The sequence below is a fragment of the Comamonas testosteroni ATCC 11996 genome, from assembly GCF_000241525.1.
GTDB lineage: Bacteria > Pseudomonadota > Gammaproteobacteria > Burkholderiales > Burkholderiaceae_C > Comamonas > Comamonas testosteroni.
This window is the reverse complement of record NZ_AHIL01000014.1, coordinates 1-11808: the sequence shown is the minus strand read 5'-3', so window position 1 is coordinate 11808 and position 11808 is coordinate 1. Positions and strand designations below refer to the sequence as shown.

General features: G+C 62.1%; 14 protein-coding genes. 7 read left to right on the top strand and 7 right to left on the bottom strand.

Going from position 1 to position 11808, the window contains the following annotated elements; all coding sequences use genetic code 11:
* Positions 1-293: response regulator (locus CTATCC11996_RS07080; protein ID WP_003074534.1), on the bottom strand; the 293-nt coding region annotated here is incomplete at its 3' end.
* Positions 294-426: 133 nt separating this feature from the next.
* Here CTATCC11996_RS07080 and CTATCC11996_RS07075 point away from each other — a divergent pair.
* The 5 genes from CTATCC11996_RS07075 (at position 427) to CTATCC11996_RS07055 (ending at position 4367) form a co-directional block, all read left to right on the top strand.
* The gene (locus tag CTATCC11996_RS07075; protein ID WP_034348366.1) at positions 427-1776 is read left to right on the top strand and encodes a sensor histidine kinase; all 1350 of its coding nucleotides are present in this window, start codon (positions 427-429) and stop codon (positions 1774-1776) included.
* Between the two features lie 158 nt (positions 1777-1934).
* A complete protein-coding gene (locus tag CTATCC11996_RS24845) occupies positions 1935-2096 on the top strand; it encodes a DUF1328 domain-containing protein (RefSeq protein WP_003051882.1) in 162 nt (53 codons plus the stop codon).
* Positions 2097-2257: 161 nt separating this feature from the next.
* Positions 2258-2800: a hypothetical protein gene (locus tag CTATCC11996_RS07065; RefSeq protein ID WP_003074529.1), complete on the top strand. Its 543-nt coding sequence runs from the start codon at positions 2258-2260 to the stop codon at positions 2798-2800.
* A gap of 69 nt (positions 2801-2869) precedes the next feature.
* On the top strand, positions 2870-3190 hold the full coding sequence (locus tag CTATCC11996_RS07060; RefSeq protein ID WP_003074528.1) for a BON domain-containing protein: 321 nt from the start codon (positions 2870-2872) through the stop codon (positions 3188-3190).
* A gap of 121 nt (positions 3191-3311) precedes the next feature.
* Complete coding sequence (locus tag CTATCC11996_RS07055) at positions 3312-4367, top strand: zinc-binding metallopeptidase family protein (RefSeq protein WP_003074526.1); 1056 nt, start codon at positions 3312-3314, stop codon at positions 4365-4367.
* A 4-nt stretch (positions 4368-4371) separates the two neighbouring features.
* On the opposite strand, the gene coaD is transcribed toward CTATCC11996_RS07055, so the two are convergent.
* The 4 genes from coaD to CTATCC11996_RS07035 all read right to left on the bottom strand — a co-directional run bounded on the left by coaD (position 4372) and on the right by CTATCC11996_RS07035 (position 8537).
* A complete protein-coding gene (coaD, locus tag CTATCC11996_RS07050; protein ID WP_003074524.1) occupies positions 4372-4866 on the bottom strand; it encodes a pantetheine-phosphate adenylyltransferase in 495 nt (164 codons plus the stop codon).
* Positions 4867-5026: 160 nt separating this feature from the next.
* Complete coding sequence (gene rsmD, locus CTATCC11996_RS07045) at positions 5027-5737, bottom strand: 16S rRNA (guanine(966)-N(2))-methyltransferase RsmD (protein WP_003074523.1); 711 nt, start codon at positions 5735-5737, stop codon at positions 5027-5029.
* On the bottom strand, positions 5734-7086 hold the full coding sequence (locus tag CTATCC11996_RS07040; RefSeq protein ID WP_034348365.1) for a M16 family metallopeptidase: 1353 nt from the start codon (positions 7084-7086) through the stop codon (positions 5734-5736). The genes rsmD and CTATCC11996_RS07040 overlap by 4 nt, the downstream gene beginning before the upstream one ends.
* Positions 7087-7103: 17 nt before the next feature.
* Positions 7104-8537, bottom strand: a complete 1434-nt coding sequence (locus CTATCC11996_RS07035) for a M16 family metallopeptidase (protein ID WP_080569836.1) — start codon at positions 8535-8537, stop codon at positions 7104-7106.
* Positions 8538-8601: 64 nt separating this feature from the next.
* On the opposite strand from CTATCC11996_RS07035, the gene ftsY reads away from it, so the two are divergent.
* Positions 8602-9759 (top strand): signal recognition particle-docking protein FtsY, encoded by a 1158-nt coding sequence (gene ftsY / locus CTATCC11996_RS07030; protein WP_003074518.1) that lies wholly within the window; start codon positions 8602-8604, stop codon positions 9757-9759.
* A gap of 107 nt (positions 9760-9866) precedes the next feature.
* Here the strand turns inward: ftsY and cutA are convergent, their stop codons facing one another.
* Entirely contained in the window at positions 9867-10241 is a 375-nt protein-coding gene (cutA, locus tag CTATCC11996_RS07025) for a divalent-cation tolerance protein CutA (protein WP_003074517.1), read from the bottom strand.
* A gap of 42 nt (positions 10242-10283) precedes the next feature.
* Positions 10284-11288 carry a 2-dehydropantoate 2-reductase gene (locus CTATCC11996_RS07020; protein WP_003074516.1) on the bottom strand — a complete coding sequence of 335 codons (1005 nt, stop codon included), beginning with the start codon at positions 11286-11288 and terminating at the stop codon, positions 10284-10286.
* 228 nt (positions 11289-11516) lie between these two features.
* Here CTATCC11996_RS07020 and CTATCC11996_RS07015 point away from each other — a divergent pair, with 228 nt between their 5' ends.
* Entirely contained in the window at positions 11517-11729 is a 213-nt protein-coding gene (locus CTATCC11996_RS07015; protein ID WP_003074515.1) for a hypothetical protein, read from the top strand.
* Positions 11730-11808 lie beyond the last annotated feature (79 nt).

Below are 11808 nucleotides of genomic sequence, written 5' to 3'. Positions count from 1 at the left end.
GCCCCCTGACGAATCAAGTTGATTGCGTAATGCTCCTCAGGGTAGCCACTTAGTATCAGAATTCCCATGTCAGGTGCCTTGGCTCTGAGCATGGCCAAGGCATCTATGCCGCTTTGCCCCGGCATGGACAAGTCCATCAGCAGCACGTCAATTTCATGCTCCCGAACCAGGTCAATGGCCTCCCGCCCATTGCCCGCTTCTCCCACGACCCTCAGATCTACATGTTCCGACAGGAATTGGCGTAATCCCGAGCGAACAATCGCATGGTCATCCACTATGCCTACTTTTATCATGAACACCTCTTTTCATGAAACTGCGCTCATCTCCAGGGCGCATCACACTTTAAGACCCGCACTATGATGTCAGTCGTTGACGCTACGGTTATGCAGAATATCAGGTAATTGCCTTGTAGGTGAGAGGATGTAGATGCGTTGGACCAATATCCGCAAAATTGCAGTCAGCCTGACGATCGCAGTCATTGCGGCAGTCTTAATGGTAAGCATTAATGAAGCAGGCTATAAGCGCTCGTTGCAAGCTCTGGACACGCTCACCAAGACGCAAGCCACCAGAGCAAAGCTCAATTTGCTGATGCAGCAAATGCTGGATGCGGAAACCGGCCTGCGCGGCTACCTGCTGACAGGAGAGGAGCGCTATCTCGAGCCCTACAACTCTGCCTCCGCCGCTATCAGCAGCAGCATGGATGACCTGCGCGGCATCTTCATCATGGATCCCAAAGAGCTGGCAACCTTTACTCCGCTGGCCCGCCAGGTCGAGCGCAAGACCAGCGAAATGGAGCTGAGCCTGCGCCTTTATCGCCAGGGCAACGATGAAGCGTGGCGCTTTGTGATGTTTACCGACGTTGGCATGGAAAACATGGATGCCATACGGGGCCACATCAAAACCCTGATGGACAGCATCGACCAGCGCGTCAAGTCCAATCTCGCGGATATCGAACAAACGCTGGGTCTGTCACGCCTGGGCATTGCGACAGTGACCGCCCTGGGGATTCTGGGCTTCTTCATGTATCTGCGGCAGGCCAATGCGCTGCAGCACTCACATCAGCGCGAGCAGGAGATCCAGCGCGACGAGCGCAATCGCCTGGAGGAAGTCGTTCGCGACCGCACTGCGGCCCTCACCGAGCTGGCAACCCATTTGCAGCAGGTACGCGAGGATGAGCGAGCGCACCTGGCACGCGAGTTGCACGACGAGCTGGGCTCGCTGCTGACAGCCGCGAAACTGGACGTTGCGCGCCTCAAGTCCAAGATCGATACATCGACACCCGACGTATCCGAACGCATCACCCATCTGATCGAGACGCTCAACAGCGGCATTGCACTCAAACGTCGCATCATCGAGGACCTGCGCCCTTCTTCTCTGTCCAACCTGGGCCTGACCACCGCGCTGGAAATCCTGACCCGAGAATTCGGTGAACGAAGCAGCATCGATGTGGAATGCAGCCTGGAGCAAGTGGACCTGCCTGAATCCACGCAGCTGACGGTCTATCGCGTCGTACAGGAGTCCCTCACCAACATCGGAAAATACGCCAGGGCCAGCCATGTCATCGTGACGGTTCACAACTATCCCACCTATGTGGCCGTGCAGATTCAGGACGATGGTCAAGGGTTCGAGCCGGCCAGCATGCGCCCCAACTCCCATGGTCTGGCAGGCATGAAACACCGTGTCGAAGCCGTTGGCGGCAGGCTTACCGTGGCATCCCAGCCCGGCAAGGGAACCACCATCTCGGCAGTCATTCCTTTGACAGTGGCAAACACCTGAACTCGGTGCGCGGGTCAACGCAGTCCTACATGACTGTCCCTAAATACCCCGACCCTGGTGACAGAAGCTCACCGTCAAGCTTGGGCTGCTCAGTTCTCTACAGTCAATACATGGCCGCACGGCAATGCCTGTCGGCCTGCATTCGAAAGGAGAAAACCATGTTGCACTACGCCATTGTCTTTCTGGTGATTGCCTTGATCGCTGCAGTTTTCGGTTTCGGCGGGATTGCGGCCAGCGCCGTAGGTATTGCCAAGATTCTGTTTTTCGTCTTTCTGGTCATGGCCGTCATCACCTTCCTGATGGGCCTGGTGAAGAAATAGCAAAGGCACCGAATGTGTAGAACTTTGTTCGATCACATTGCACAAACCACCAGTATTCGCCATGATCACCCTCAACTTCTGCCTCCTGCAGGCAGAGTTCCGCAGACCGGCGTTACTGCACGCTGTCACGAAAATTTCTAGATTTCAGGGAGTTCCAAACAATGAGCCAAGCCGTAAAAGACGCCAAGGACACGGTTGAAGATCTCAAGGGCGCCGCCAAGGATGTGGCTGCTGACGTCAGGGACACGGCAAAGCACGCAGCCCAATCCGCCCAGAATGCTGCGCACAGGATGGCCGATGCAGCAGAAGATGCAGTGGACTCCGGCAAGCAGGCTGCCCAGAAAATGGTCAATGAAGCACGGGATGTGGCCGAAGACATCGCCGACAAGGTCGAGGACACCGCACGCCGCTCTCGCCGCACGGCTTCCGAGGCCATCGACTCTACCGGGCGTCACATGCGCAATGTCGAGGACAGCGAAAACCCGCTGATCGACAACCTGGCCAACCGGGCTCAGGATCTGGCCGAGCGCAGCATCAACTTCTGGGCCGACAGCTCGCACCGCGCACGCCGTCAGTTCAACACCGCCGCTGATGCGACCACCAAGTATGTGTCCGAACAACCCGGGCGTTCCGTGCTGATCGCTGCCGCGACCGGCGCGGCCCTGGCGACGGCCTTCTTTCTGGGCCGCTCGCGCAGGAAGTGAGCAGGAATTCACGCTGAGCCGTTTTTCGCAGGCGTTCTTTGCGCCTTTTCAAAACCAAGGGAGAACCATATGAAGAATCTGACTCGTGCTTTGGCTTTCAGTCTGGTCGCTGCGACGACCGTGCTGGGTACCACGGCCTGTTCGGTGGCTCGTGACCAGCAGACTGTGGGCTCCTATGTGGATGACGCCGGCATCACCACTGCGGTGAAGGCCAAGATGGCCGAAGACAAGAATGTCTCTGCAACCGCCATCAGCGTCGAAACCATGAACGGCACTGTGCAGCTGTCGGGCTTCGCCAAATCCGAAGCAGAAAAAGCCCGAGCCGGCGAAATTGCCCGCACAACCAAGCATGTGCGCGACGTGCGCAACAGCATCGTGGTCAGACCCTGATGGTGCGTGCATGAAGCAAGACTCTTTCTGAGGGCCTCACTTCCCGCCACAAAGCCAGCTTTTGAGCTGGCTTTGTTTTTTCCTACACCCAGGCGGCTGACTTCGCCATTAAAGTGTTCGAATGCAAGTTTTCAACTGCGAGGCCTGCGGGCACCTGATCTATTTTGAAAGCCTGCAATGCGTGCATTGCGGCGCCAGCCAGGCATTCCTGCCCGATCAGCTGCGCGTCGGCATTCTTGCGCCGGCCGAGGCCCCCGACGCACGCTATCGCCCCTGCGCCCACCGCCACAACATCAGCCTGTGCAATTTTGCGATCGAGGCTTCAGACCCGCAGCCGCTGTGCGTTTCCTGCCGACAGACCGAATGGCTACCCGACGGCAGCGATCCCGCCAATGAGCTGCGCTGGGCCAAGATCGAGGTCGCCAAGCGCAGACTGTTCTACACCCTGGCCAGGCTGGGCCTTCTGGACCCCCATGGGCACCGCGTGGCCGAGCCGCGCTTTTCCCTGCTCGCAGACCTGCCCGGCCAGAATCCCGTCATGACCGGCCACGCCAGCGGCATGATCACGCTCAACGTCGTCGAGGCAGACGACGACGAGCGCGCCAAACGCCGCCAGGCCTTGCACGAGCCCTATCGCACGCTGATAGGACATCTGCGTCACGAATCGGGACATTTCTACTGGGATCAGCTGATCGCCAACAGCGAGCATCTGGAGCGCTTCAGGGCATTGTTTGGCTATGAGAATCAGGACTATGCCCAGGCGCTGCAGCGCCACTACGGCAAGGACCCGCTGGACAACAGCTGGCGCGGCCAGTTCATCAGCGCCTATGCCACCTCACACCCCTGGGAGGACTGGGCCGAAACCTGGGCTCACTATCTGCACATGGTGGACTTGCTGGAGACCGCAGCCAGCTACGGCACCTGCATCACCGTACCGGACATCCCCAGCACGGGCCAGCAACTCATTCAAAACCCGCTGGGGCCGGTGCCGCCCGACTTTTCAGTGATGCAGTCGCAGTGGGTGCCGCTCACGCTGCTGCACAACAGCCTCAATCGTAGCCTGGGCCATGGCGATGCCTATCCGTTTGCCATTTCCGGTCCGGCCTGGGACAAGCTGCGCTTTGTCCACGAGGCCATCAGCAGCTATCGCAGCAGGCTGCCGGGCCAGGGCGGCTGAAAGCTCAGGCCTTGCGGCCGACCTTGAGCATCAGGCGCTCATGTACGCCCTTGGAGACAAACTTGTCCACATCGCCATTGAGCGTGGCAATCTCGCGCACGAAGGTGGAGCTGATGAACTGATAGCGATCACTGGGCGTGAGGAATACGGTTTCCACTTCGGGCATCAGCGTGCGATTCATGCCGGCAAGCTGGAACTCATAGTCGAAGTCCGTTACCGCGCGCAGGCCTCGCACCATGGCCTTGGCGCCGCGTGCGAGCACAAAATGCGCCAGCAGCCCGTCAAAGCTCTCCACCTCCACCTGCGGATAATTGGCGCAGGACTCGCGCACCATGGCAATGCGCTCCTCCAGCGTGAACAGCGTCTTTTTGTGATGGCCTGCCGCCACGGCCACGATGACCTTGCCAAACAGCTGTGCAGCCCGGCGCACCACATCTTCATGCCCCAGCGTGATCGGGTCAAAGGTTCCGGGGTAAACAGCAATCAGGTCCTGGCTCATGGCTTATCTCTCTCCTGCGGGTCTTGATGAGGGTGAGGGCTGCTGCAGTGCAGCGTAAAGAGATTATGCATTCAGGCCTGCACAGCGCTGCCCCATGCAAAAAAGAGCTGCTGGCGCCTCTGCTCGAAGCGCCAGCAGCTCCCGGTTCGCCAGCAACGGTTTACTGCTTCTTCAGCAGATGCGCATGGACGGCGCCGGCCTTCAGATAGCGATGCAGCTCCAGCCCCATTTCCAGCAGGCGGTCCTCGGCCCAGGCTTCGGGAGCCTCCAGGTAAATGAAGCCGCCGTCGTTCAAGGCCGCTGTGGCAGCGTTGAGCGCGGGCTCGAACAGCTCGGTCTGGCTGAATGGCGGGTCCAGCAAGATCAGATCCTGGCCCGCCACGGTCTTCAGGCAGCTCAACGCATCACCGCGCTGCACCTTGACCATCCTGGCATCGAGCTTTTGCTGAAGACGCTGCAGCTGCTGCACCAGGGCGGCATCCTGCTCGTTCATGATGACGCTGGTCGCTCCGCGCGATGCAGCCTCGAAACCCAGCGCCCCCGTGCCCGAAAAGGCATCGACACATTTCCAGTTGCTCAAGTCCTGGCCCAGCCAGTTGAACAGGGTCTCGCGCACGCGATCGGGCGTGGGCCGCAGACCGGGCTTTTGCGCCACGGCCAGACGCGTGCGACGCCATTGCCCGCCGATGATGCGGATCTCACCGGCCCCCGTGGCTGCCGGCTTGGCTGCGGCTGGCTGGGTGGCCTTGGCTCCGGGACGGGCCGGACGGCTGGCCGCCAGCTCCTGCGCCTTGCGCTCGGACTCGTGAATCATCTTGTCCAGCGCCTTGCGGCCTGCGGGGGTGTGTAGCTTGATGGCACTGCGGCTCATGGCTTGGCTCCGAGAGTGATGGTGACCATGCGCTCGGGCTGAACCATGCGCTGCATCGCCTCCTTCACGTCCTTGGTGGTCAGAGCCTGAACGCGATCGGTCCAGTGCTCCAGATAATCGAGAGGCAGGCCATTCCAGGCGATGTTGGCCACATTGCCCAGCAGCTTGCGATTGCTGTCTATGCGCAGGGCAAAGCCGCCGATCAGATTGTCCTTGGCCGCCTTGAGTTCCTTGTCGCTAGGACCTTCGGCTATGAATTTGCGCAACACGTCCTGCGAGACCTTGAGCGCCTCGGCCGCCTGATCGGGGCGGGTCTGCAGGCCGATGATGAAGGCGCCGCGATCCAGGCCCGGCGAGAAATCGCTGGAGACACCATAGGTCAGGCCCCGCTTTTCACGCACCTCTTCCATCAGCCTGGAGGTAAAGCCGCCGCCGCCCAGAATGTGGTTGCCCACCATCACGGCGAGAAAATCAGGGTTGTGGCGCGCAATGCCGGGCTGGCCGATCAGCACCTGGGCCTGGGCCGACTCGAACGGAATGTTCTCGACCTTGGCTTGCTGCAGATCCTGCACCTTGCCCACGGCAGGCAGCGGCTGGCAGTCGTTGCCATTGGTGGCCTGCAGCGGCCCCAGCAACTGCTTGACTATGGCATCGGCCTGCTGACGATTGACCGCCCCCACCACGCTGACCTTGGCGCGGCAGGCGGCAATCAGCTTGCGGTGAAAGTCCTGCATGGCCGAAACATCGATCCGGCCCAGGCTGTCGACCGTGGTCTGATAGCCATAGGGCGAGCTGCCGAATACAGCCTTGCGGAAGGCCTTGGAGGCCACGGTGCCGGGACGCGTATCGGCCTCCTTGATGGAGGCGCTCCAGCGTTCTCGGTCACGCTGCCACACGGCTTCCGGCCAGCTTGGCGACGCAATCTGGCGCGCCGCCAGGGCCACGGCCTTTTGCTGCAGGTTGGGCTCGGTCAGAGTGCGCAGGCCGTAGCTGAAGCTGTCGCGCCCCGCGCTGGCGCCAAAGCTGGCGCCCAGGTCGGCCCAGGCCTGACCCAGTCCGTTTTCATCCAGCGCAGGCGCATCGCCTGCCGCCTTGACGCCCTTGGAGGACATCATGGCCACGGCTGTCGCCAGGCCCACCTTGTCCTCGGGATCTCGGCGGCTGCCGGCGTCGAAGTCCACCTGCACATCCACCATGGGAATGCCGGGACTTTGCACCAGCCAGACCTGGGCGCCACTGGGCTGGGTCCAATGCTCAATCGGCAGCAAGGCCCAGGCAGATTGGGTTAAAAAACCCATTCCAGCGCTTACCACAAAGGCGCCAGCAGCTATCTTTTTCATAGTTTTCATAGGTTTCTCCGCTGCGCTCAGTGCATGGATTTATCTGCATCCGCCTTGCCCGACATGGGGCGCTGGGGCTTGCTACCCGCCGGCAGCGGCTGAGGCACCAGGGTGCCGACAGTGAGCTGGTCGTCGCCAAAATATTTGGCGGCCACCGCCTTCACATCGTCAGAGGTGACTTTGCGCAGTTCGGCCAGCAGCTTGTCCTCGGCATCCAGCGGCATGTTCTGGATCCAGTAGTTGCCCAGGTTCTGGGCCTGACCCATGACGGAATCACGCTCATAGACGTTGGAGGCCATCCACTGCGTCTTGACGCGCTCCAGCTCGTCAGCCTGCACGCCCTCATCAGCCACCTTCTTGATCTGGGCACGCAGCGCAGCCTCTACATCGGCCACGGTCTTGCCCTGGGCCGGAACGCCGGTCAGCATGAACAGGCTGGGCCCACGCCCCATGATGTTGGCCGAGCTGCCGGCGCTATCTGCCACGCGGCCGTTGGCCTGGCCTTCGCCCTGTACCAGGGCGCGCTCCAGGCGAGCGCCGTCATAACCGTCGAGCACCGCGGACAGCACCAGCAGCGCCAGCGCGTCCTTGTCCTCGGGCTTCAGCTTTTCCACGCTCTTCAGGGTGGGGGTGCGATAGGTCATGGCGATAAAGGCCTGCTCGGCAGGCTGCTTGACCTCGATGCGGCGCACGCCGATCTGCTTGGGTTCGGTCTGCGGCTTGCGCTGTGGCAGGGCACGCGCGGGAATGCTGCCGTAATACTTCTCGGCCCAGGCACGTACCTGGTTGACGTTCACGTCCCCCACCACCACCACAGCCGCGTTGGCCGGCACATACCAGCGCTTGTGGAAGTCGCGCACATCGCCGGGCGTCATGGAGTTCAGGTCGCTCATCCAGCCCACCACGGGGCGGCGATAGGGCGATGCCATGAAGGTTGCCGCCATCAACTGCTCCATCAACATTGCGCGCGGCTGGTCGTCGGTGCGCATGCGGCGCTCTTCCTTGATGACCTCGATTTCCTTCTTGAATTCGGAGTCCGGCCACTGGTTGTTGGCAAAACGGTCGGACTCCAGCTTCATCACGTCTTCCAGACGGTTGGACGGAATCTGCTGGTAGTAGCCGGTGTAGTCACGCCAGGTGAACGCGTTTTCCTGGCCACCCAGCGCCGCCACGCGACGCGAGAAGTCTCCAGGCTTGACGCTTTTGGAGCCCTTGAACATCATGTGCTCCAGCGCATGGGCCACGCCCGTGGTGCCGTCGACCTCGTCCATGGAGCCCACACGCACCCAGACCATGTGCACGGCCGTAGGCGCGCGCCGGTCGGGCTGCACGATCAGCTGCATGCCGTTCTTCAGCGTGAACTGCTGCACTTGCGGCGCGGCCGCCGTGGCGGCAGCAGGCACAGGTTGCGACGATGCGCCCGGCGCAGCCAAGGCTGCCCCAGCGCTCAAACAGGCCATTAAGCCCAGTACAGGGAGTGCGCGTACATGTTTCATAGAATGATGCGATTCTAAAAACCCGCCAATGTTCAGTTTTTTCAAGAAAAAGCCCAATTCACCCGATGCGGTGAACACCACGCCCGCTGCCGAGGCAGCTGCGGCGCCCGCTGCTGCTGCTCAAACCAGGCCAGCTCCACAGGATACGCCTGCCGAAAACGGCAGCAGCTCCTGGTGGCGCAAGCCCTTTGGCGGCGGCGCGACGGCCAAGGCCGGCGACGATCAGCCTGCCACTCAGGATTTTGTAGCAGCCCCCGAGCCTACCGCAAAGCCGCAAGCCCCAGATTCCCGTCAAAGCTGGATGGAGCGCCTGAAAGCCGGTCTGCGCAAGACCGGCTCCAGCATCGCCACCGTCTTTACCGGCACGCAGATCGACGACAGGCTCTACGAAGAGCTGGAGGACGCGCTGCTGATGGCCGACACCGGCGTCAAGGCCACCCAGCATCTGCTGGAAGACCTGAAGCGCCGCGTCAAGGAAACCAAGACCACCGAGCCCGCTGCCGTCAAGGCGCTGTTGGCCGATGCGCTGACCGATTTGCTGAGGCCCCTGGAAAAGCCGCTGACCATCGGCGAGCACACACCGACCGTCATCATGGTGGCCGGCGTCAACGGTGCGGGCAAGACCACGTCCATCGGCAAGCTGACCAAGCATCTGGCCGACGGCGAGCAGTCCGTGCTGCTGGCCGCCGCCGACACCTTCCGCGCCGCCGCGCGTGAGCAGCTGGGCGTCTGGGCCAATCGCAACACCGTGGAGATCATCAGCCAGGACGGTGGCGACCCCGCCGCCGTGAGCTTCGATGCCGTCTCCGCCGGCAAGGCGCGCAAAAAGGATGTGGTGCTGGTCGATACGGCCGGACGCCTGCCCACACAGCTGCATCTGATGGAAGAGCTCAAGAAGATCAAGCGCGTGGTGAGCAAGGCCGACGGCACGGCGCCGCACGAGGTACTGCTGGTGATTGACGGCAATACCGGCCAGAACGCACTGACCCAGGTGCGCGCCTTCGACGATGCGCTGCAGCTCACGGGCCTGATCGTCACCAAGCTCGACGGCACGGCCAAGGGCGGCGTGCTGGCCGCGATTGCGCAGGAGCGCCCTGTGCCCGTCTACTTCATCGGCGTGGGCGAGAAGATCGAGGATCTGGAAACCTTCAGCGCACGCGAGTTCGCCCAGGCCCTGCTATCCTGAAGCACAAGAACCATAGCTGTCAGCGCTTTATCTATAAAGATTTCAGATAGATTAAGTACTGAAACCCAATGAAGGAGCGCGCAAGGCGCTCCTTTTTTATTCAGGCTTCAGAGCTGCACCTGCTGCTTGATCCACTTGGCATAGTCGTTCAGGCAGCGCTCGGTGCGCATGGTGATCTGGGGCACCTCATAGCTGTGATGGCTGCGCAGCAGCGCGGTCAGCCTCGGCAGTGCCTCGGGAAGGGTCTTGCAGATCAGGCGCCATTCGGGAGCGGTCTGCAGCACGCCGTCCCACTCGTAATACGAGGTGATGCGCTCGGTCTGCACGCAGGCCGCAGCCTTGGCCGAGACCAGAGCCCGCGCCATGTCCTCGGCCTCGGCCGAGTGCCCCACTGTGGTGGTCACCACGCACAGCGTGGCCCAATGACTGTCCTGCGCAGGGGCGGACTTGAGAGGTGCGGTCTGGGTAGATGTGGTGCTCATGCCGACTAGTCTAGGCCCAAGACCGTCACGAGCCGCCAAGCGTTACAACGGATACAACCCCAGTTGCTGGGCACGCAGCCGCGTCAGCCCCAGCAGCGCATCGGTGAACGGCGTGCTCATGCCGCACATGGCGCCCATCTCGCGCACCGCTCCCACCAGGGCATCCAGCTCCACCGGCTTGCCGGCTTCCACATCCTGGAGCATGGAGGTCTTGAAGCTGCCTAGCTTGAGCGTGACCTGATGGCGGTCCTGCGGGCTGTCGGCAATCGGCAGGCCGATGCGCGCGCCGATTTCCCGGGCCTCCAGCATCACGGCCGTAATGAAGTTGCGCACCAGCTCATCGCCCAGAATCCTGTCCGTGGTCGCGCCCGTGATCGCACTGACGGGGTTCATGGTCATATTGCCCCAGAGCTTGTACCAGGCATCGCGCTGGATGTTGTCGCTGAGTCTGACCTCGATGCCGCCCGCGCGCAGCAGCTCGGCCAGCGCCAGCAGGCGCGGCGTGGGCGCATCGCCGGGCAGGGCCGTTGGCTCGCCGACGATGAGGCTATTGCCGAAATGTCGGCGCACCACGCCCGGCGCGTCAAGCGAGCAGCTTGCGTGCACCACCGAGCCGAGCACCTGCCCGGTGGGAATGGCGCGCGCGATCTCGCCCTGCGGATCCACGGCCCTGAGCTGCAGGCCGCGCAGGCCGGCATCCACGCCACCGGCCAGAAACCACCAGGGCACGCCGTTCATGGCGGTCAGCACCAGGGTCTGCGGGCCGAGCAGCGGTGCGACGGCACGCGCCACATCGGGCATGGACGGCGCCTTGACGGCAATCACCACCACATCCTGCACGCCCAGGGCGGCCGGGTCCTGCTGCGCATTGACGGCCACGGTCTCACACTCCTGGCCATGCACCAGCGTCAGGCCGTTGTGCTGCAGCGCAGCCAGCGTCTGGCCTCGCGCCACGGCGCTCAGCTCGCAGCCCGCCCTGGCCAGCGCCACGCCCAGCCAGCCGCCAATGGCCCCGGCACCGTAAATACAGACTCTCTTCAGACGCATGCTCTTGTCTCTCCTGTCTTATAGAACTCTCAAAAAACAGTAGCTGCCGGCGCTTTGCCTGAAAGCGCTCGGGCACTTCCTGATCGCCCAAGCCGGCGGCCGCTGCTCATTGTTGATACGTTAACAGCAGTATCCACCCGCGCGACACTGAAGGCCGTTGACAGCTGGGCACCCCGCACTGCGCGCCATGCCAGCTGCCCTGTTCATCGACATTTCAAGGACCGATTCATGAGCTCCAACACCACCGTCGTCAATCTCACAGCCCAGATCACGGCACTGTCCACCGCCTTGCGCATCGTTCTGGACGCCAGTCCCCAGGCTGCCCAGACGCGCGAGCAACTGGCTGCCGCTCTGGACAAGACCATTCACGACGCGCTGGAAGAAGGGGTCTGGGACAACGCCGACGGTGTCAAGACCATCAAGGCAGCGCTGCTGGGCTGATCGTCACCGCGCCATGAAAAAGCCGGGCACCAGGCCCGGCAAAGAGAAACAGCAAACCAGAGACCCCGTCAGGGCCGTG

Bases quoted from the DNA above. Each gene is read 5' to 3' on its own strand.
- CTATCC11996_RS07075 (WP_034348366.1), top strand. From the start codon at position 427: ATGCGTTGGACCAATATCCGCAAAATTGCAGTCAGCCTGACGATCGCA.
- CTATCC11996_RS24845 (WP_003051882.1), top strand. From the start codon at position 1,935: ATGTTGCACTACGCCATTGTCTTTCTGGTGATTGCCTTGATCGCTGCA.
- CTATCC11996_RS07065 (WP_003074529.1), top strand. From the start codon at position 2,258: ATGAGCCAAGCCGTAAAAGACGCCAAGGACACGGTTGAAGATCTCAAG.
- CTATCC11996_RS07060 (WP_003074528.1), top strand. From the start codon at position 2,870: ATGAAGAATCTGACTCGTGCTTTGGCTTTCAGTCTGGTCGCTGCGACG.
- CTATCC11996_RS07055 (WP_003074526.1), top strand. From the start codon at position 3,312: ATGCAAGTTTTCAACTGCGAGGCCTGCGGGCACCTGATCTATTTTGAA.
- coaD (WP_003074524.1), bottom strand. From the start codon at position 4,866: ATGAGCCAGGACCTGATTGCTGTTTACCCCGGAACCTTTGACCCGATC.
- rsmD (WP_003074523.1), bottom strand. From the start codon at position 5,737: ATGAGCCGCAGTGCCATCAAGCTACACACCCCCGCAGGCCGCAAGGCG.
- CTATCC11996_RS07040 (WP_034348365.1), bottom strand. From the start codon at position 7,086: ATGAAAACTATGAAAAAGATAGCTGCTGGCGCCTTTGTGGTAAGCGCT.
- CTATCC11996_RS07035 (WP_080569836.1), bottom strand. From the start codon at position 8,537: ATGGCCTGTTTGAGCGCTGGGGCAGCCTTGGCTGCGCCGGGCGCATCG.
- ftsY (WP_003074518.1), top strand. From the start codon at position 8,602: ATGTTCAGTTTTTTCAAGAAAAAGCCCAATTCACCCGATGCGGTGAAC.
- cutA (WP_003074517.1), bottom strand. From the start codon at position 10,241: ATGAGCACCACATCTACCCAGACCGCACCTCTCAAGTCCGCCCCTGCG.
- CTATCC11996_RS07020 (WP_003074516.1), bottom strand. From the start codon at position 11,288: ATGCGTCTGAAGAGAGTCTGTATTTACGGTGCCGGGGCCATTGGCGGC.
- CTATCC11996_RS07015 (WP_003074515.1), top strand. From the start codon at position 11,517: ATGAGCTCCAACACCACCGTCGTCAATCTCACAGCCCAGATCACGGCA.